The organism is Acidianus infernus (assembly GCF_009729545.1).
Classification (GTDB): Archaea; Thermoproteota; Thermoprotei_A; order Sulfolobales; family Sulfolobaceae; genus Acidianus; species Acidianus infernus.
Genome location: NZ_WFIY01000004.1, coordinates 1,252,622 through 1,270,633, shown reverse-complemented (window position 1 = coordinate 1,270,633; position 18,012 = coordinate 1,252,622). Strand labels below are relative to the sequence as shown.

The 18,012-nt window shown below is 33.5% G+C and carries 23 protein-coding genes; 6 read left to right on the top strand and 17 right to left on the bottom strand.

The features are described from left to right. Positions 1 to 64: 64 nt before the first annotated feature. The gene (locus tag D1867_RS07495) at positions 65 to 1,225 is read left to right on the top strand and encodes a nickel-dependent hydrogenase large subunit (protein WP_155863474.1); all 1,161 of its coding nucleotides are present in this window, start codon (positions 65 to 67) and stop codon (positions 1,223 to 1,225) included. On the opposite strand, the gene D1867_RS07490 is transcribed toward D1867_RS07495, so the two are convergent. The 4 genes from D1867_RS07490 to D1867_RS07475 are packed head-to-tail and all read right to left on the bottom strand — an operon-like array spanning position 1,222 to position 4,385. Beyond that, the gene (locus tag D1867_RS07490) at positions 1,222 to 1,575 is read right to left on the bottom strand and encodes a hypothetical protein (RefSeq protein ID WP_240872192.1); all 354 of its coding nucleotides are present in this window, start codon (positions 1,573 to 1,575) and stop codon (positions 1,222 to 1,224) included. The genes D1867_RS07495 and D1867_RS07490 overlap by 4 nt on opposite strands. Further along, complete coding sequence (locus D1867_RS07485) at positions 1,554 to 1,892, bottom strand: hypothetical protein (RefSeq protein ID WP_155863470.1); 339 nt, start codon at positions 1,890 to 1,892, stop codon at positions 1,554 to 1,556. The genes D1867_RS07490 and D1867_RS07485 overlap by 22 nt, the downstream gene beginning before the upstream one ends. After that, entirely contained in the window at positions 1,889 to 3,427 is a 1,539-nt protein-coding gene (locus D1867_RS07480) for a nickel-dependent hydrogenase large subunit (protein ID WP_155863468.1), read from the bottom strand. The genes D1867_RS07485 and D1867_RS07480 overlap by 4 nt, the downstream gene beginning before the upstream one ends. Then, positions 3,420 to 4,385 (bottom strand): NADH-quinone oxidoreductase subunit B family protein, encoded by a 966-nt coding sequence (locus tag D1867_RS07475; protein WP_155863466.1) that lies wholly within the window; start codon positions 4,383 to 4,385, stop codon positions 3,420 to 3,422. Before D1867_RS07475 ends, D1867_RS07480 begins: the two co-directional genes overlap by 8 nt. A gap of 143 nt (positions 4,386 to 4,528) precedes the next feature. Between D1867_RS07475 and D1867_RS07470 the strand changes: the two genes are divergently transcribed. Further along, complete coding sequence (locus tag D1867_RS07470; protein WP_155863464.1) at positions 4,529 to 5,035, top strand: helical membrane plugin domain-containing protein; 507 nt, start codon at positions 4,529 to 4,531, stop codon at positions 5,033 to 5,035. On the opposite strand, the gene D1867_RS07465 is transcribed toward D1867_RS07470, so the two are convergent. From D1867_RS07465 to hypE, 8 genes are all read right to left on the bottom strand, one after another. After that, complete coding sequence (locus tag D1867_RS07465) at positions 5,023 to 5,385, bottom strand: winged helix-turn-helix transcriptional regulator (protein WP_155863462.1); 363 nt, start codon at positions 5,383 to 5,385, stop codon at positions 5,023 to 5,025. The genes D1867_RS07470 and D1867_RS07465 overlap by 13 nt on opposite strands. A gap of 164 nt (positions 5,386 to 5,549) precedes the next feature. Further along, a complete protein-coding gene (locus D1867_RS07460) occupies positions 5,550 to 5,840 on the bottom strand; it encodes a hypothetical protein (protein ID WP_155863461.1) in 291 nt (96 codons plus the stop codon). Beyond that, complete coding sequence (locus D1867_RS07455) at positions 5,833 to 6,081, bottom strand: hypothetical protein (RefSeq protein WP_155863459.1); 249 nt, start codon at positions 6,079 to 6,081, stop codon at positions 5,833 to 5,835. Before D1867_RS07455 ends, D1867_RS07460 begins: the two co-directional genes overlap by 8 nt. After that, positions 6,056 to 6,775: a class II aldolase/adducin family protein gene (locus tag D1867_RS07450; RefSeq protein ID WP_155863457.1), complete on the bottom strand. Its 720-nt coding sequence runs from the start codon at positions 6,773 to 6,775 to the stop codon at positions 6,056 to 6,058. Before D1867_RS07450 ends, D1867_RS07455 begins: the two co-directional genes overlap by 26 nt. An 11-nt stretch (positions 6,776 to 6,786) precedes the next feature. Then, positions 6,787 to 7,917, bottom strand: a complete 1,131-nt coding sequence (gene hypD / locus D1867_RS07445) for a hydrogenase formation protein HypD (RefSeq protein ID WP_155863455.1) — start codon at positions 7,915 to 7,917, stop codon at positions 6,787 to 6,789. Beyond that, a complete protein-coding gene (locus D1867_RS07440) occupies positions 7,910 to 8,185 on the bottom strand; it encodes a HypC/HybG/HupF family hydrogenase formation chaperone (protein ID WP_155863453.1) in 276 nt (91 codons plus the stop codon). The genes hypD and D1867_RS07440 overlap by 8 nt, the downstream gene beginning before the upstream one ends. 1 nt (position 8,186) lies before the next feature. After that, complete coding sequence (locus D1867_RS07435; protein WP_155863451.1) at positions 8,187 to 8,435, bottom strand: hypothetical protein; 249 nt, start codon at positions 8,433 to 8,435, stop codon at positions 8,187 to 8,189. 11 nt (positions 8,436 to 8,446) lie between these two features. Then, complete coding sequence (gene hypE, locus D1867_RS07430) at positions 8,447 to 9,505, bottom strand: hydrogenase expression/formation protein HypE (protein WP_240872191.1); 1,059 nt, start codon at positions 9,503 to 9,505, stop codon at positions 8,447 to 8,449. Positions 9,506 to 9,711: 206 nt separating this feature from the next. Between hypE and D1867_RS07425 the strand changes: the two genes are divergently transcribed. After that, positions 9,712 to 10,665 carry a hypothetical protein gene (locus D1867_RS07425; RefSeq protein ID WP_155863449.1) on the top strand — a complete coding sequence of 318 codons (954 nt, stop codon included), beginning with the start codon at positions 9,712 to 9,714 and terminating at the stop codon, positions 10,663 to 10,665. Positions 10,666 to 10,680: 15 nt separating this feature from the next. Here D1867_RS07425 and D1867_RS07420 read toward each other — a convergent pair whose 3' ends face one another. After that, positions 10,681 to 11,091 (bottom strand): DUF3211 domain-containing protein, encoded by a 411-nt coding sequence (locus D1867_RS07420; protein ID WP_155863447.1) that lies wholly within the window; start codon positions 11,089 to 11,091, stop codon positions 10,681 to 10,683. 224 nt (positions 11,092 to 11,315) lie between these two features. Here D1867_RS07420 and D1867_RS07415 point away from each other — a divergent pair, with 224 nt between their 5' ends. Then, positions 11,316 to 12,770, top strand: coding sequence for an APC family permease (locus tag D1867_RS07415; RefSeq protein ID WP_155863445.1), 1,455 nt, complete (start codon positions 11,316 to 11,318; stop codon positions 12,768 to 12,770). An 82-nt stretch (positions 12,771 to 12,852) separates the two neighbouring features. Continuing rightward, complete coding sequence (lrs14, locus tag D1867_RS07410) at positions 12,853 to 13,206, top strand: Lrs14 family HTH-type transcriptional regulator (RefSeq protein WP_155863444.1); 354 nt, start codon at positions 12,853 to 12,855, stop codon at positions 13,204 to 13,206. Here the strand turns inward: lrs14 and D1867_RS07405 are convergent. Then, complete coding sequence (locus D1867_RS07405; RefSeq protein WP_155863442.1) at positions 13,196 to 14,284, bottom strand: YncE family protein; 1,089 nt, start codon at positions 14,282 to 14,284, stop codon at positions 13,196 to 13,198. The two genes, lrs14 and D1867_RS07405, sit on opposite strands and share 11 nt — an antisense overlap. Before the next feature lie 2 nt (positions 14,285 to 14,286). Next, the gene (locus D1867_RS07400) at positions 14,287 to 15,045 is read right to left on the bottom strand and encodes a hypothetical protein (protein ID WP_155863440.1); all 759 of its coding nucleotides are present in this window, start codon (positions 15,043 to 15,045) and stop codon (positions 14,287 to 14,289) included. A gap of 115 nt (positions 15,046 to 15,160) precedes the next feature. On the opposite strand from D1867_RS07400, the gene D1867_RS07395 reads away from it, so the two are divergent. Beyond that, positions 15,161 to 16,405: a thioredoxin domain-containing protein gene (locus D1867_RS07395; RefSeq protein ID WP_155863438.1), complete on the top strand. Its 1,245-nt coding sequence runs from the start codon at positions 15,161 to 15,163 to the stop codon at positions 16,403 to 16,405. Positions 16,406 to 16,848: 443 nt separating this feature from the next. Here D1867_RS07395 and D1867_RS07390 read toward each other — a convergent pair whose 3' ends face one another. After that, on the bottom strand, positions 16,849 to 17,325 hold the full coding sequence (locus D1867_RS07390; RefSeq protein WP_155863436.1) for a hypothetical protein: 477 nt from the start codon (positions 17,323 to 17,325) through the stop codon (positions 16,849 to 16,851). Beyond that, complete coding sequence (locus tag D1867_RS07385) at positions 17,322 to 18,011, bottom strand: hypothetical protein (protein ID WP_155863433.1); 690 nt, start codon at positions 18,009 to 18,011, stop codon at positions 17,322 to 17,324. The genes D1867_RS07390 and D1867_RS07385 overlap by 4 nt, the downstream gene beginning before the upstream one ends. Position 18,012 lies beyond the last annotated feature (1 nt).

Genomic DNA, 18,012 nt, shown 5'->3' with positions numbered 1-18,012 from the left:
AAGTATTGTTTATATACAGTTTTAATTAGATAGCATTAAAAAGAAAGATTTCAAAGATTATTTAATGAATCCATTAGATCTTGAAGCTATTAGTTTAAGAATAAATATTGAAAATAACGTAGTTGTATCTGCTCAATCTTCTGGGAATAAATTAAGGGGATATGAAAAAGCATTTATAAATAAGAAAGTTAGAGAAGTTCAAGATATTATACCAAGAGTTCTGGCTACTTGTAGTCAGTCCCACGTTTCTGCATTCGCACGGGCTATAAGTATTATTAATCATAATAGTGAAATATTATCAAGAATTGCTGTATCGCTAGAAATAATAGAAAGTCATATTAAGCATCCTTACGTATATTGGTTTCCATATATAGGAGATAGAAATTACGATTTTCCCACAGGGGAAAGGTTTAAAAGGATAATTCCTTTTTCCAAAAAAGTTAAGGAAATTATGGAAAAAATAGGAGGAAAATGGCCTTCCACTAATTACCTAAATAAAGGATTTAAGGTCAAGCTAAGTAAAGATGACATCGAATTTCTTAGAAAAGTGGTTGAAGAGGAAGTCATAGGTATGAAAATTGAAGAATTTCTTAGCATAAATAATATTGATGAACTAAAAGGAGACCTAGCTTTACTTAAAAAAGTACCCTACTGGACTGCCGGAATAGGTAAATACCTAGTGGTAGGTTTTCCGTTTTCAGCTACTATCGATTTGTCTAAGTTAAAGGATACTGGGTTAGATGTAACATATAATGGTGATCATGTGGAAGTCGGTCCCTTAGCTCAAGCACTAACCTTTGATGGCATGGTTAAAAGTCTCCATAATAAATACGGTCCATCTCCATTACTTAGAGAAATTAGTAGAATAAAAGTAGCTTGTAAATTACTGAGTGAATTAACTGATTTTGATGGAGAGACTGATGGATACGAGATTTTGGGAAGCGGCATAGGGACGATTGAATCTATAAGAGGATCCCTTTTACACAAAGTTTCAATTAAAGATGATAAAGTAAATGATTATGCTATAATACAACCAACATCATTTAATGCTTCTCCGGGTGGAGCATTAGAGTACGCCGTTAAAGGAATTCCAGTTAAAGATCCAAAAAACCCCTGGGAGATTTCCTTGGCTGTAAGTTCTTTAGATTCTTGCTTTGTTACAGAAGTAAGCATATATGAGGGAAGTAAGCTGATTTCGAAAAAGAGAATAGGAGGTTTCTGTTAATGGGCTCTGGACATTTTTTCCGCAATCCTTTGAGCAATTAGTTTTATTCCCTCAAAATTTAATTCTACATAATCGCCTTTTATTTCTACTAGGCCAGAGTTTAGAACTTTCTCATCTATTTCGCTTATTTTAGTCTTAATTCCATTAGCCATATTGATGTAAATTTCTTGTAGAGAGTCCAAAATTCCATATAACTCTGCTAATCTTTTTATTCCAGCGTCAGTCAAGTAAAGCCAGCCGTTTTCTTCTTTGACTAATCCTCTATTTATTAGATCGTCAATATTAATATCCTTTAATCTTAACTCGTCAACTCTTCTAGGTGCAGTATTTATTTCTTCGAGAGCTTGCAATTCAGAAAGCATCTTACTAATTCCTCATAATTTTTAGAGAATGCTACTATTGTAATTCTTGGGCTAATTCCCTTTATTTTTGCGTTTAGGAGATAGTTCTCAAGCTCATTATAAGAGAAAATTCCTGGATAAATATTCTCCACCGTCATGACTATGAACCCTTCTCTCCTTAGCGAATCTATAATTATTACTTCATCTTCATTCTTCATTAGATCTTCAAGTAAGATTAATTTATTTCCTATGTAAACACCTCCAAAATCTTTAGCAATTTTTCCTTCTTCTTCAAAATCCTCGTGACCTATTCCTATTATTTTCAAAGCCTTATCACCATTTTTTCTAATCCTGAATCGAAGAAGTGTACATTACACACCATACATGCATCGTGAGATCTAACTACGTGAGCAACCTCTATTGGATTATTTACATCATTAACTTCTGTTCCAAGAAGGGATAAGCTCAGATGACTTAAGTTACCGAAAGGATCTTCTGGTCCCATATTTATTTGCGTTGGAGTTACTATCTGATAATTATATATCTTACCCTCTTTTATTACTATCCAATGACCTAAAGAACCTCTAGGTGCTTCCAGCATTCCATATCCTCTAGTAGTGTTAACTTCATCTGGTTTTTTATATGCCGGTTTATTTATATCATAGTCGTTCAATTCGTCCATGATAATCTTATGAATTAGGGCCAATCTAATTATTCTAGCTATTTCCCTTAATAGCACATTCGATTTAAATCTTCTTACTAAATCCACCATTAAACTGTTCCCTCCTACAGTAAGCATTGATATTGCTCCCACTTCTGGAGCGATAAGTGAGTTTCCCAATTTATATCTGAATGCCTTTGTGAATGTATATTTACTAGAACTAGCATTTGGAGGTAACGGTTTAGTCTCGCCATCAAATGGATGTAGCCCTATCTTTTCGCCTTCATCGTAAGTATAATAAGAACTTGACACAAATTCTAGAATATTGTTCTGATCTAAATCAATTTTTTCCCAATTTTCCAAATTTATTATACCTTTATCGAACATCAACTTACTATTACCTGGAACGTACTTCTCCGCTAATGGTACGTGACCGAAAGACATGAGATAGTTGGATCCTCTGCCTAATTCCAACCATCCCATATCTTTTCCATAATTCCAGATTTTGCATAAGTCTCCGTTAGGATAGTCAGTACACCATTGCTCTAATCCATTTAAAGAATTGATTTCAAGGAATTGATATAATGGCCCTCCTAACACGGTTTTCTCTAGAAACTCTACCGTTATATGAGTTAGGATTCCTTTAGCTTTCATTATGTCGTTATAATACGGATCTGTTGTAACTCCACCTGGAACCATTGCTGATCCGTGAGGCCATTGACCGCCAAATATCGCGTAAATTTCGGTATACTTTTTAGACCATTTTACTGCTTCCTTATAAGAACTTCCAATATAAGGAGCCCATCTTAATACCATATCTTTATAGAAAGGTAGATTTTCGTATTTTTTATTAACAGTATCTATCAAGAACATCAAATAAGTATGCCTTACATCGTTTTGTGCCATTTCAGCTAATGCCATTACATTTCTTAATCTGACGCCGTTAGGGGGAACGTAAGCGTTGTATGCCATGTCCAAAGCTTGTGCTGTAGCGTATAGGTGAGATGCACCGCAAATTCCACATATTCTGGGCGTAATTACTAGCGAATCCATAGGATATTTATTCCTTAATATTATTTCTATACCTCTAAATAATCTAGACATCGGGTAAGCTCTAATTACTCGATTATTTTCGATTATAACTTTTAAATCTAGATCTCCTTCAACCCTATTAAGAGGGCTTATAATTTTCTCATTCAATCCAATCGCCTTTTCCCTTTCTTACCAGAGGCCTTAGGAGGAATTGGGGTGCAGAGGCTTTAGCTACTGCAGAGAAAGTAACATAAGATCCTCTACTTACCCCAAGAGGTAGCCTTTTAGGAATCCCTGATCTATTCTTTTCGGTTTTAAAGAAATTGAATGACGGAAAATCAAATTCTGTACAACCCATACACGGAGTGCCCACTCTAGTCTTACTGCTTTGATTGTTCCATAGTATATTATTGCAGGAACTTCTTGTATAAGGTCCTCTACAGCCCAGCTCAAAATATAAACAACCTTCTCTATGTCCTAGTTCTTTTGTAGAAATTTTGTAGGTAAAATAAGGTTGTCTGGGACAGCCGAACTGCGTTGTTGTAGAATAAAATAGTCTTGGCCTGTTGAATTCATCTAGGTCCTCTTGGCTTAATTTGTCTTCTATAATTAACAATAAAGTTGTTAAAAGCCATTCTGGATGAACTGGGCAGCCAGAAAGGTTAATTACTGGAAATCCTTTTCTTGACTTGAAATTTTTACCAAGGAATCCTCCACAATCTTTTTTATGAAATTGTAATCCAGTGGATTCAGTAGGGTTGGGTTCTGAGGCAGGAATTCCTCCAAACGATGCACAACTGCCTACAGCGATAATATAATCAGCTTTTGTGGCTATTTTCCTTAACCATTCTATCATTGGTTTACCAGCGAATATATCATACATCCCCGTACCGTTGGGTCCCATAATTACTGTTCCTTCAAAGATTAGTATATCCAAGTGTAGCCTATCGGAAATAATATCATTTAATATTTGGGTTATGTTATTATCTAACGATAATGAAGGATGCCACAATAGTTTAACGTTATGGGTAAATAAAAATGTGAATAAATCTGGATCTGAAGCATTTAATACAGATAGTGTATTTCCTCCACAAGCTCCTCCTTGTAACCACAATAGATTTTTCATAAGATAAGTTTAGAATTTAGGTTTAAATTTGTTTTTTATAAAACTTGTTCAAAGACTAAATCTTCTTTACATAAAGCTATAAAAGAAAATTATAATGTAAATAAAGCTTTTATATATAAAGTCCAAAAGTATCTGAGGGGCTTATGAGTATTGACAATGATGAGGATTATATTGAAGGAATGAAAAAATTAAAGGAAATAGTAATTTACCTTAATTCTACTGGTCTCCTAGACAGCATTTTAGATTTGCTTAAAGATGAGAATAAAATCATGTCTTTCTTAAGGTCTAAAAGTTTTAGGGCAATCGTGGAATTGTTAGGGGATTTGAAAGAAATGATAGACTCAGGACAAGTTAGCTCAGAAGATTTCATTAACGGTACATTGGCTATAGCTAAGCACCTCGATAAGATAGGTAAGATATTATCAACGTTAGAACAACATGGAGTTTTAGACGTGATAACGTCTGGTTTGTCCAGGGCGGCAGAAGCTATGGTTAAGGAAGGTGATCAGTCTAATATAGTGGAACTATTAGCCTCGTTTGACGATCCTGACGTTAAAAAGACGTTAGCTTATTTAAGATTTATGCTAAAAGAGCTGGGCAAGGCCGCAACTCCAATAGTTGAAAACGATGGTAAGTCTCAACAAAAATAATCCTTCTCCGGATTATTAGGAGGAGATAGTAAATTTGTAAGCTGTAAAAGCATTAACATGGCATTTTTTAATGCCTTACCTTGTGTTGTAATGGAATACATTACTGTCTTCCCGTTTTTATCTATTTCTCTCCTTATTAGATAAGCTTTCTCTAACTCCTTTAATCGCATAGATAATATTCTTTGAGTTATCCCGTTAATCTTTCTCATTATTTCATTAAATCTCATTTTATCATATTTATCTAGGAGCAGCAAGATAGCTAGAGTGTACTTTCTAGTTATTAGCTGATATATTTTCGGAGAATATTCCATGCAAAGGTCTTGTTCATCTTGGATACAACATCCTGTCATAATTTTTCTCAATAATATTTGTTTAAAAAGTTGATGTTATTATGAAAAATATTTTCTTAATCTATGATCTTTATTATGCTATATAAACCTTTTAACTTACTACGTATATCTCTTTATCATTATTTAAATAGTTTTTAAATGTATTAATTACGTTAAATTTATCTTTAATCTTCGATGATTTTCCGCATCACTTTTTCTACTAGTTCTCTTTTCATTTTACTCCCCAATAATACTGAAAACATTTCATCAATTATTGAAGAATATATGGAATAAATACTTTTATCTGATCTAATATAGTTAATAATTTCCTCTTGAATTTCTGGGCTATAATAATCTTTACCAATTTTATATAAAGCGTATTCTTCTAAGCTTTTAAGCAAGAAAGAAACCGAAATAACGTCATCATTACTTTCCATAGCGAGCTTTAAGTATGTTAATGCCAATTCTTTATGCATCGTAATTTAACCTCTCATTTATTTCTTCTGAGATATAGTAATTTTCTATAACTATCTTATATCTTTTAAATAAACCCTTGAGCTGCAACCCTACGGATATAACTAGAATTGGAGGAGTAAAGGGCGAAGGAGGAGTGTAATGTATTTCATTCTTTTCAATCCTCAGTAGTCCGAGCTTTATTGCAGGAACTCCTGTCTCCGGTTCAATAACTTTGTTAATAGCTTCCAGGTCTTCCGCCAAATTTCACCGCCCTTATATATCTGGCTCCAGGCTTTCTAAGATCTTGAGGCTTTAATGAATATTTTATACCTCCGAGGGCTCTTGCGGCTATATTAAATCTTGCCCATTCCTCCATTATTTCAGCGAAAGCTCTGGCCTCGTGTATGCACGCTCCTACTGATACAATACCGTGATTCATTAGAATTACTATTCTAGGTACTTTTGCCCCTTCTCCTCTTAGTGCCTCTCCTACAGATTTAGCTAATTCAATAGTCCCTGGATGAGAGTAAGGAATTATTTTTATTTCACCAAGTATTGCGGCTGCTTCTCCATGAGTTATATCCAAATAGCCGGAAATTGCTGCCCCCATAGTATAAGGAGAGTGAGCGTGAATCACTGCATTCACATCTGGCCTATTTTTATAAATTTCCAAGTGCATTCTAGTTTCTATTGACGGTCTTAGATCTCCTTCTATCACATTACCATCTAAATCTACTGCAATCAGATCCTGGGGCTCCAAGCTTACTCTAGGATACCCAGATGGAGTTATCCATATCTTATTTTGACCAGGTAATCTGGCACTCTGATTTCCGCCCGCATTACTTACCATTCCTTTCCAATATAGAGTTTTTACGCTATTCACGAGCTCTCTTTTTAACTGTTCTTCATCTGTTTGACACAGTTTACAGTAGGTGTTACCTATCATGTACACCATTTGTTATTCACCTACCTTTTACATCTAGGTGCAACATTTACTATCTTATGCATGGCCCATATCCAACATGTTCCTTCTTGAGACACCATTGGAGCACCTTTGGGATCGTCTGGTTTGCAAGTCTTCATATAGAGTGGGCACTCTGGCGGGTCGATTAGTCCCATAACTACTTCTCCACAACGTGCACCTGCAACATACTCATCGGCAGTTTTGCTTCTATCCTTTAATCCATATTGCTCTCTTGCATCATACTTTCTAAATTCATCTTTTAATCTGAATCCTGCTTTAGGGAATATTGCAACTCCTCTTACGTAACCGTCTTCTAGATCGAACACTTTTTCCATAACTTCTTGAGCTTTAACATTACCTTCCCAAGTTACTGACCTTGTATATTCGTTTTCAATCTTTGGCCTTCCCTCGTCTATTTGCTTTAATATCATATATATTGCCATTAGTACATCAATTGGTTCAAATCCTGTAGCCACCATTGGTTTTTTAGATCTTAAGAAGTACTCATAGTAGGGCTTTAGTCCAGTTATAGTTGCTGAATGCCCTGCAGATATAAAAGCATCGATCCCTAACACGTTAGATTCCATTACTGAACCTTGAATTGCAGGAGTATATCTATACGAGACTAAGAAGCTTAAGTTCTTAGGAACTCCTTTTAATAATTCAAAAGCAGTAGCGGGCGCAGTTGTATCCATGCCTACTGCAAAGAATAGGAACTCCTTTTCTGGCTCTTTTCTGGCCATCTTTACAGCATCTTGCACTCCATATATTATTCTAACATCACCGCCCAATGCTTTAGCATCTTGCAACGACATTTTTGTTCCTCTAGCTCTACTCATGTCTCCATATGTTGTAATTACCACGCCATCTAATGCCAGTTTCACCGCGTCATCTATGTCCGTTGCAGGCGTTATGCAGACGGGACAACCAGGGCCTGCTCTAACTTCAATATTATCTGGTAATAGAGTTCTTATTCCATAATGAGTTATAGTCCATTCGTGACTACCGCACACGTGCATTATCATAACATTTTCTTCAATTTTTCTTGATAATTCATCAATCTTGATTTTTATTGCCTTTGCTAGCTTAGGATCTCTATAATATTTTAATAACGATAAATATTCCTCACTCATTTCCTCTCCCCACTACCTCATTAAAGTCTTGAATTCTCTTCTCTTTAGGGAGTTCTCTTGTCATTTCATTCCATATCTCTATACTTCTTCTAGCCTCTTCTTCATCAACTACTTGTATTGCATAACCTGCATGTACCAGAACGTAATCTCCTACCTTAGCGTTAACCAAGGATAATAAGATGTTATCTCTTATTGTCCCATTACCGAAGTCAATTTTTCCAAAATCTCCGTTTATTTCAATTACCTTTCCTGGAAAGGCTACGCACATTTTACTCACCATAGATTCTCTTTAGTTCTTCTATTTCGGATTTACTTAACTTATAAATAGGCATGTAGTCCTCATCTACGTAAAGCATAGGAACGTTGCAATGTCTAGGCATTTCCAGTTCAGTTCCGCAAATTTCACATTTAAGGAAGTCTCTTTTTCTGAAATTCCCTTTTTGAATGTAACTCATTGGCTTACCGCAATGTAAAGGAATTTTTTCTTCAGTTCCGCAAATTAGGCACACAAGCTTCATTCACATCAACCTCAACAAATTCTCGGAACTGGACTTCCTATTGGTCTTCCAACGTACCTTTGACCTCCTATCACTGTTTCCATTATAACTCCGCTAATGTCCTTTCTAACTTCGCCTATTGTTGTAGCGTACTTACCCAAGGGATCCGAATGTAACTCCTCTAGTACGTCCTTTTCATATTCTGGGGAAACTGCTAATACTACTTTTCCCTCGTTACTTAGCTCAAGGATGTCCATTCCTAAAAATTCTACTGCAGCCCTCACTTCTTCTCTAACCGGAATATCTTCTTCTTTAATATATATTCCAAGTCCAGATTTTTCTGACCAATCGTTTAGTAAGTCAGCTAATCCTCCTCTAGTAGGGTCTTTGGCATCGGCTATTCCCCCTACCTCTAATAATTTTAGCATCAGCTTATTTAACGGCGCTACGTCAGATTTTACGTTAGCTTCAAAGCCTATTCCTTCTCTCGAAGATAATATGGATATTTCGTGGTCTCCAATAGTTCCAGAAACTATAATCTTATCTCCAGGTCTTAAGTTTGTAGGAACTAACCATCTTGAAGGTTGTCTATTTTTTCGTAAAGTATTTATATTATAATCTAATTGTGGTGGTCTATTTCCTATTCCTGAAGTATTTATTATTATTTTATCTAATGAACCCTTTTCCATGACTTTTGTATCTCCAGTAACTATATGCACATCCGCCTCCTCTGCAGTCTTCTTAATGCTGTCCACAATCTTTTCTAAGTCTGATAACGGAAATCCCTCTTCCATTACTATAGCAAGGCTTAACGCGATTGGATTACCACCCATCATTGCTATATCATTTACTGTTCCGCTGACACTTAATCTTCCTATATCTCCACCTTTAAAGAAGATGGGCCTTACTATGAAAGAGTCCGTGCTTATTACAGTATCATTTATAACTGCTGCATCGTCAAGCATTTCTAATCCTACTTCTCCATAATTATCGTTAAGCTTCATGAATACGTTCTTTATTAATGAGTGCATATAAGAGCCTCCTGCTCCATGTAGGAGTGTTATAATATCTTTATTGCTCATGTTTATCATTTATCTTTAACTTAGAATGGTTAATAAACATATTTAATATAAACCACAAATAAACAAAAGCAACCATAATTTTGATCGAGGTGCTAACCTCTTACCTATTTAATCAAATATACTGAAGAATACCTTATCTTATTTAATTATAGTGAAGATTAAAAAACTTTCATAAATAACTTATTTTGGGAGATATAATGTTCTATCCGTCTCCTTTGATTCTCACGTACATAGCATACGTTATAACAATGACTTTAGCCTTATCTTGGGCCTTTGATGAAAGTATTAGAGGAAATAATTTAGGTTCAATAACCATGGTAATTTCCTATATAAGTACTTCAGTATATCTGATAGTTTTCTCTTTAAATAATCTTGGAATAGTATTATCCATAGTAGTAATACTTATTGTAATTCCAATAACTCTTAGAAATTTGGGGTTTAATAGATCCTATAACGTTTTACTTTTATTAATAAATGAAATTATAATGAGTTTAGTATATTATGTAATTTTAAGAGGATTTAATAACGCCGTTTTAGCTTTGAGCTTTTATGGGACAGATATCCCTGTTTCCTCCTTATCCCCCGTTAATGTTATCCTTGCGCTAATAGAACTTTCCAATTCCTTTATGTTCTTCCTAATGATTCTTCCAGAAGTCTTGTATTTTTCTATAAGGCACAAACATTATTATCCTTTATTGCTAAGCATACTAGCTCTTTCGGGACCTAATATTGCCTCTGAAATGACGCATTCCATTTTACCACTGCCTTATGACCCTATAAAAGAGGCGAGTGTACTAATAACTTTATTGTCTATAATTTTATCTGTATATTTTTCATATAATGTAGTAAAGGGCAGAATGAACCTAAATAGCTATTTAATCTTCATAGTAGCTAATATCATCTTAAGTCTATCATCATTGTATTATTCCATTTCCCTTAACGAGATACCGTACGGAATAGCTACGCTTATAACAATTTACATTGCTTTGTCCGATATTAAATTTAATTTAAGAATCCCTACTACAATTTGGCTATTATTAGCAATTCCACAAGCGTTATGGGGATTATCGATAGCATTATGGTATAATCTACTACAATTTGAGTTATTACTGGGAATAGGGTTATCAATATTTTATATAATATCAGTAAGATTGATTACTAAATTCTGAAGGCTGGCTATTCAGTTAGAGTTTCCTTTTTATTCTTTCAATTCTTATATCCTCTTCAAAATTACTGCAGAATTCCTTAATCCATTTAATAATTATTGATTGCGAAAGTCTTTCCATCCATCCCTCATATTCAAAGATAATATCGACTTTATTATTAGATATAATAAAACTTAACTTCCCAGATCCAGTATCTTTGCCATGCCGTAATATGAAAACGTAAGAAATCTCATTAACTGAACGAAATACATTTCCATTAACTTCATGAGTTAGTCCAAGGTAACTAGCAGTAGCTGAAAATCTCGAGTTTGTTGTTTCTATTTTCTTAATAGATTTGAATATTTTAGGTAAAACAAAACTAGGATCAGATAATAAAGTTAAAAGGGCGTCTATGGAGTGAGATGTAGATATTTCAGTACTATACTTCATAGAGAAAATATAGGCAATTAAAAATAAAATTTTTAGCTACTCCTTCTGGTAGATTTAATGTATTAAATATTTCGATGATGATAAGTAGATATTTTATTATAGCGATTCCTTCGCAAAACTACTCTTGACAGTTGCCATTCTAAAAAGAAAAGTTTAAATATTATCCATTCTAGAATGGTATGAAAATCAACGTAAAGTATTCATACCGGCATAGGTGATTAATTATGGAAAAAATAGAGTGGCTAAAAAGAGATATTCTGCATATTCTAGACTTAATTCCATTATCTACCTCAAGTGTAGCACCAACGTTTAGTATTGCTGCCGCTTATGGAAGCATGGTAGCACTAATGGGCCCAAGTGCTATAATGGCGGTTGTAGTGTCTTTCCCATTCTTCCTTTTTGCTTCGATAATATTTAGGCAATTAAATAGAAAAGCTCCTCATGCAGGTGCCTCGTATCACTGGGGGATGGCGTTAGTAAACAAAAAATACGGTTCTTTCCAATTTTGGATAGTTAGTTTAGCATATTTCTTATCACTACCACCAATCATAATTCCTGCCGGAGAATACACTTTAGACTTACTCTATAGACTACACATGATAAGCAGGGCAATGGAGTTAAGCGTTTTCTGGGATTCAATTGTTGGCATGATTTGGGCAGCTATAGCTGCAATACCGCTATTATTGGGGGCAAAACCAACTGCAAGGTTTACTGAGGCGTTTCTAGTTATAGAATTAATAATATTATCGTCCTTTATAGGTATAGGTTTAGTTGAGTTACCCACCCACGTCATTAATAAATTTAGCTTTAGTTGGTTTTTTAGCCCATCCTGGCTTATGAATCCTTCAATGTTTTTAAGTCTTACTGCAACCATGGTTATTGTTGCGACAATACTTGATGGTTGGGAAATAGATAGCTATGCCTCAGAAGAGTCTAAAAAACCTACAAGATGGCCGGGAAATTCTGGGATAATAGGTTTAATTTCCGTATTTATAATTTATATGATTACAATGCCAATAATGACCATAGAGACTCCGATCTCTGCCTTAAGTTCATCAATAGATCCGCTAGCTAGATGGGCCTCCTATGTAATTCCTAATTATGTTTGGTTAATGGATATAGCAGTAATAGCGAGTACTGCTAGCTCTTTATGGCTTACTGCATATATTTTAAGCAGGGCATGGTATGCAGGAGGTAGGGAGGGTCTTCTTCCTAGAATATTTTCTAAAGTGCATAGTAAATATGGAAGTCCTTGGTTTAATATCATGATTATTACTGTTTTGGAAATATTTGTCCAAGGTTTAGAGTTAGTTTCTCCATCTATGCAGTCTTTCTTCGGAATAGTGTTAACTGGAGCTGGCGCTTTTCTATTAATGGAATTTGCAATCGATTCTACGACTGCTACTATTACGTGGTGGAGGAATAAGTCTAGCGGAGCTATTGATGTACTATTAAGAGTAATATCTCCACTAACTGCGTTTGTAATGTTTTCTGTGATAATCATGGGTATTATTGAAGCAGGACCGGCTTTTGGGATTCCTTCAACTAACTATGCAATAGCTATAATCACAATGATTTTGCCAGGGATTTATTTTACATTTAGATCATATAAAGCAAAAATAATAGTACCAGAATGGATAAGTAGAGAAATTAAGGAAGAGCGGAATAAACTAAGATAATTAATTTTTTTAATATAATAATTTTTTAATTAGAAAATGTAATGAAGAAAAGTATATATAGTTTTAATATAAAATTGATATTATGGGTATAATAGCTTATACCGGAGAAATAATTGTTAAAGATGGTAGGAGAGTTAATCTAGACAACATTTTAAGGGCTTTATACGGTCTTTCTGATACGGATCTTAAGGTCTTAAAAATTATAGAAACCTTAGGAAAGGCTAAAATTGATGAGATAAGTAGTAAAATGAACGTTAACAAGAGTACTGTAATAAAGTCCCTTAAAACCTTACATTCATTAGGGTTTATTCAAAGGGAAATTCTAAGAAACGGCAATAAGGGGAGACCAACATTTATCTACTTTATAAATATAAAAATTGAACATAAAATTAAAGAAGACTTAGAATCAATAGTCTCTGCACTATCTAAAACTTAGATTTAAGATATTTTATTCCTTTATCTATTAGAATAATGAGAAATATTGACCCTAATATTATTATAGGCAAGAATTGAAAATTATTATAGCTATTAGACGCTCCTTTCTCACAGCATGCGAAAGGAGGTAAATTAAGCATATAAGACGTTCCATGTGGTGACGAGTTAGAGATAATTGAAATAGTACCGTCAAAGAAATTCGATACGAATATGAATTTACTTACATTATCATATATTATTCCTATTGGAGTTATACCAACGTAAATCTTACCTAAAATCCTTGTTCCGTTTAGAACTAGCACATAATCTGGGCCATAAAGACTATCGCTCGTGACATAAATTAATCCATTTTTAATAGTAATTCCCTCAAATTCTTCCCCTTGAACTTCAATATAATTAATTTTATGTGTATATAAGTTTATAATAAAAATATACTCATCTGCTGCGACATATAATGAACAATTATAATAAAATATGTAATTTGGAAAGGTATTGAAATATATTGGACTATACACGGATGGATAGAAGACTATAAACCCTTGATTTTTAGTAAAATTAAATCCTGAAATAAAGAGAATTTTTCCATTGGTTGTTATTGATGTGACTTTCCCTGGCACTTTAAGCACTTGAGAAATTCTACAGTTATTTAATGAATACACATATCCATATGAACCAACGTATATTGTATTATTTACCGCTGAAATAGCAAGTGGATAAAAACAAGTGGCTATTGTCTTTATGCTCATGTTTCGTAAGTTAATAAGTGTAATAGTCTTATTAGGTAAGGTACCACTAGTTGCAATCAGTGTTGAATTATAATAACATAAGTATTCTACGCCAGAAATATTTAATGAATTAATCACCTTTCCGTACGGACTAATTTCGTAGATTTTATTTACAGCTGCAACAAAAACATTGCCTTTACTACACTCTACTAGATACGTAGGTGAAATTTGACAGAAAACATTTGAAGATCTGCCAGCTACTGTGGTTTCGTTATTAAGAAAAATTGTATAGGCCACGCAGCCTATGTTACTTGTCTGAGAATACGCAATAATAGATGATATAACTATTATCAAAATTAAAAATCCTTCCAATATTTTTCATCATCTCCCAACGGCTTCCAGTTGTCTGACTTAGGATAATTATTTATGTAACCTATAAGCTTTAGTGATAATGGAATTATATCCCTAAGTTTAGTATTTGGATTATTTGCTTCTATCTTTTTAATTAGTTCTCTAATTTTATTTAAGTTACTTACAGCATCCTTCCAAAAGCCCCAGTCATTAGAAAGGATTCTTGCAATTTTTTCTTTATCTATATCGTCATATTTTAGTAAGATGGCTATAATATCGGCTATGTCTTTATCAAGAGCGTAATGAATTTGTAATTTAGTAAGCAACAAGTCTGTTAAACTTAATGAATATTCTTGGGACCAGTCTACTTCAAAATCATGATTAAAAGATATTTTATCCATATAATAAGCCTTTATTATCATTTCATTCATGAAAAACATGCCTGCCTTATCTCCTATTGTTACTTCTAGATGGTAATATGGAGTAAAACCTTCATTTATTACTACTTCTTTAAAAACGTCTCTATATTTAATGGGGACTAGTACATTTAAATCCTGAGGTCCGTTATTCCTTCCTAATTTCAATAGCTCTATAGAATCTCTGGAATTCATAAGCCTATAATATAATGCTATGGAGCCGTAAATTAATGCCTTTGAGTTTCTTCGCTTCAATTCTGTATATATACTATCCCAAATTTTTAGATAGTCCTTAGCTAAATTCTCAAAATTTACCTTCTTTTGAGGGGAACTTATAGGTATTGACATATTTTATTATACAATTTTCGACATTATATATCTTTCTTCGTAATTTAGTTATAATTTGATAAGCCTGTTAGTTCTACAAAATTCTTATATAAGTTTATTCAACATACAAATAATTATGGATTGGAAGGAAGCATTAAAGGACGATAGGCTAAAAGCTGTACTCTTCTGGACGGATTGGTGTGAAGACTGTGACTACGTTAAGAAAGAATTTGAGAAGGTTTATAATCCCTATTTTGCATTTGTTGAAGTCAACGCTGATGAGCGTCCAGATTTGGCTTTAAGATATTCTCCTCAAATATTTCCATCAATATCAATAATCTCTAAAGGTAACGTAATTGGCGGAATTTATGGCAAAGTAAATGCAGAAACCATAGGGGAAGTCTTATTAAAGGTTCTTGACTTAAGCCTTGGGGGAGGAGTTCTAGTAAAACCTAATTCTCCTAAGGTAGAGAGAACTAAGTACACAATTGACGAGGCAATACGCACAATTAGACGTAACTGTTTAGCAATGTTTGATATTTACTATGGAGGTTTTGAAAAAGAGCCAAAATATTTTTTACCAAATGTGTTGATTTTTCTAATAGAGCTTGGCGACAATTATTCCCTGGAAGTAGCAAAATATACTGCAGAAGCCGCAATATATTACCTATGGGATGAGGGATTTTATCCATATGCGAAATCTTACGATTGGAAAATACACCCTAATTTCAAGCTCTTGGATGTGAACGCAGAGGCTATAATTGCATTGTTAAAACTTTACGAGAAAACTAAAGATGACTACTTCCTTGAATATGCCATAGAAACCGGAAATTGGATATTAAAAAATAAAATAGACGGTCTTTATCCCATTGCAATAGTTGATAGAAAAATAATAAAAAAGTATTATATTGATGTTAATAGTAAAATTGGTGAGGCTCTCATTTATTTATTTAAATTTACTCAGGATAAAAAATTTCTTGACGAAGCGATATCATTAAAAAATAAGTTATTATCTTATTCTTCATGGTCCCACCTTTTAAATTCTAACGTTCCATTATTCTTTTTGGATCTAGCTTATCTACTTAGGTTCTTATCATATTTCAAAGAAGGCGACATTGTTATAAATCTAGCTAAGTCTAAGTATTCTAGTGAGGACGGAACATTTTATGATGTAGATTTTAGCATAGCTAATGAAGAAATGATAGGTAGATATAAAATAATGTTTGAAAATGCTGTCTTTGCACAAGGATTACTTAACTTAGGATATTTTGAGGAAGCTCGTAAGATAGCTGATTATTTTCTTGATTCTTTTTACGAGTTTAATTACGTGGATCAAGCAGAATATGGAAGATTATTGGTGAGACTTAATGAGGCTTCATAACATTTTTCTCATATCTATAATTTTAGGACAAGGAATATTTATATATGAATTAATATTAATACTGGTGTACCCTATGCAGTTTAATTCTATATATATGTATTTTAATTTAATCAATTACTTTCTAATTTTTCTATATCAGACATTAATTATTATCTTATTCTATGTTAATTTAGCAAATTCGAAACTTAAATACACGCTTCCCACATTATTAGTGCCGTTTATAGGAGAAATTCTTGAGGGAGTATATATTCTCTTTATAGAAAAAAGTAATAAAAGAATAATACTTACCGGAATTTACTATCTTCTTTATTTTCTAGCAGTATTAAGCTCAGCTTACGTTATTGTTCCTCCAGGTTTTCCTGCATCCCAATATCAATTAAAGGAATTCGGAATTACCTTATCAATTTCCGATATATTCAATCTTTTTGTGCTTCTTTATATTTTCATCCTTGTGAGAAGGTGGGATAGTCACCGAGGTACTCAATAATTTTTTTCTTCATTAATTCTAAGCATTCCTTTCCCCACTCACTTAGCTGAATTCCTTCATCCAGTTCAACCTCACACTCTATGATTGTAGTATCCTCGGGAAGTACGTCTAAAGACTTAGCAACTTTAAGGAAAGAGTTTATGTCCATATAATACGCACTCATACTTGAAATCACATCAATCCAAGTAGATATCTTATTTTCAATATCGTCCGGTTTATATATTCTTAATTCCTTTTTACCTTTTTTGTCAGCGGTGAGTATTATTAATTTGTTTGGAGATAAAATACGTAGAATATCTGCAGCTTTCATTGCACCTAGACTTAAGTCCAGAACGTCTAATCCTTTCGCTTTAAGCTCATCAGCTAATTTGATTGGTATTGAATAATCTCCTTGATATAAATATCCTAAAAACGCAATAACTGGTATTTTCAACCTAACCACACCATGCCAATTTTTTCTGCATATTCCCTTATTGCGTGAGAATTCCTTAATATCTCAAAGGCATTGATTAACGTCTTATCTGCACCTTTAAATAGTCCTATTTGTATAGTAAAGGTTTTATTTAGCTCATAACCTTTTAAACCGTTAGCCTTAGCAGAATGAAACCATGTAACACCAGCATCAACATTTCCCTTCTTTAATTCTTTTATCACTTCTCCATCATTTTTAACTAAAACTAATTCGCCATGGCATTTGTATGATTTAATGAAATTTATGGAAAATACTGAGTATTCTGGGTTTACTATCGCTATTCTTTTTGCTTTGCATATATCATCTAGTTCTGTAGCTATGAACATTTTGATCTTCACGAAATTTGCTACTGCCAATAATAATTCCCATTGCTTTAGGCTAGAAATTTCAGAAGAAGGAAGTATCAGTATTCTCGGTGGCTTATCGTATATTAAATTACCAAACTTCACATCCTCGTTGAATATCTGTTTCATTATGATGCCAGAAGGTAAAATTTCTATAAGACTTTTAATGTAATTTTCCTTTAATTCAAGAAAAATTGTATTAGCTAGTTCGCTTAGTGCGGAATCCATGAAGATAACAACTTTTGAATCTACATAACCTAGAAGTGACGTAATATTATTGTCGCTATCCGTTAAGTCTAGCATA

What these genes read in the sequence shown, in the direction of transcription:
- D1867_RS07495 (WP_155863474.1), top strand. Translation starts at nt 65, where the DNA reads ATGAATCCATTAGATCTTGAAGCTATTAGTTTAAGAATAAATATTGAA.
- D1867_RS07475 (WP_155863466.1), bottom strand. Translation starts at nt 4,385, where the DNA reads ATGAAAAATCTATTGTGGTTACAAGGAGGAGCTTGTGGAGGAAATACA.
- D1867_RS07470 (WP_155863464.1), top strand. Translation starts at nt 4,529, where the DNA reads ATGAGTATTGACAATGATGAGGATTATATTGAAGGAATGAAAAAATTA.
- D1867_RS07465 (WP_155863462.1), bottom strand. Translation starts at nt 5,385, where the DNA reads ATGACAGGATGTTGTATCCAAGATGAACAAGACCTTTGCATGGAATAT.
- D1867_RS07460 (WP_155863461.1), bottom strand. Translation starts at nt 5,840, where the DNA reads ATGCATAAAGAATTGGCATTAACATACTTAAAGCTCGCTATGGAAAGT.
- D1867_RS07450 (WP_155863457.1), bottom strand. Translation starts at nt 6,775, where the DNA reads ATGGTGTACATGATAGGTAACACCTACTGTAAACTGTGTCAAACAGAT.
- hypD (WP_155863455.1), bottom strand. Translation starts at nt 7,917, where the DNA reads ATGAGTGAGGAATATTTATCGTTATTAAAATATTATAGAGATCCTAAG.
- D1867_RS07440 (WP_155863453.1), bottom strand. Translation starts at nt 8,185, where the DNA reads ATGTGCGTAGCCTTTCCAGGAAAGGTAATTGAAATAAACGGAGATTTT.
- D1867_RS07435 (WP_155863451.1), bottom strand. Translation starts at nt 8,435, where the DNA reads ATGAAGCTTGTGTGCCTAATTTGCGGAACTGAAGAAAAAATTCCTTTA.
- hypE (WP_240872191.1), bottom strand. Translation starts at nt 9,505, where the DNA reads ATGATAAACATGAGCAATAAAGATATTATAACACTCCTACATGGAGCA.
- D1867_RS07420 (WP_155863447.1), bottom strand. Translation starts at nt 11,091, where the DNA reads ATGAAGTATAGTACTGAAATATCTACATCTCACTCCATAGACGCCCTT.
- D1867_RS07415 (WP_155863445.1), top strand. Translation starts at nt 11,316, where the DNA reads ATGGAAAAAATAGAGTGGCTAAAAAGAGATATTCTGCATATTCTAGAC.
- lrs14 (WP_155863444.1), top strand. Translation starts at nt 12,853, where the DNA reads ATGGGTATAATAGCTTATACCGGAGAAATAATTGTTAAAGATGGTAGG.
- D1867_RS07400 (WP_155863440.1), bottom strand. Translation starts at nt 15,045, where the DNA reads ATGTCAATACCTATAAGTTCCCCTCAAAAGAAGGTAAATTTTGAGAAT.
- D1867_RS07395 (WP_155863438.1), top strand. Translation starts at nt 15,161, where the DNA reads ATGGATTGGAAGGAAGCATTAAAGGACGATAGGCTAAAAGCTGTACTC.
- D1867_RS07385 (WP_155863433.1), bottom strand. Translation starts at nt 18,011, where the DNA reads ATGCTAGACTTAACGGATAGCGACAATAATATTACGTCACTTCTAGGT.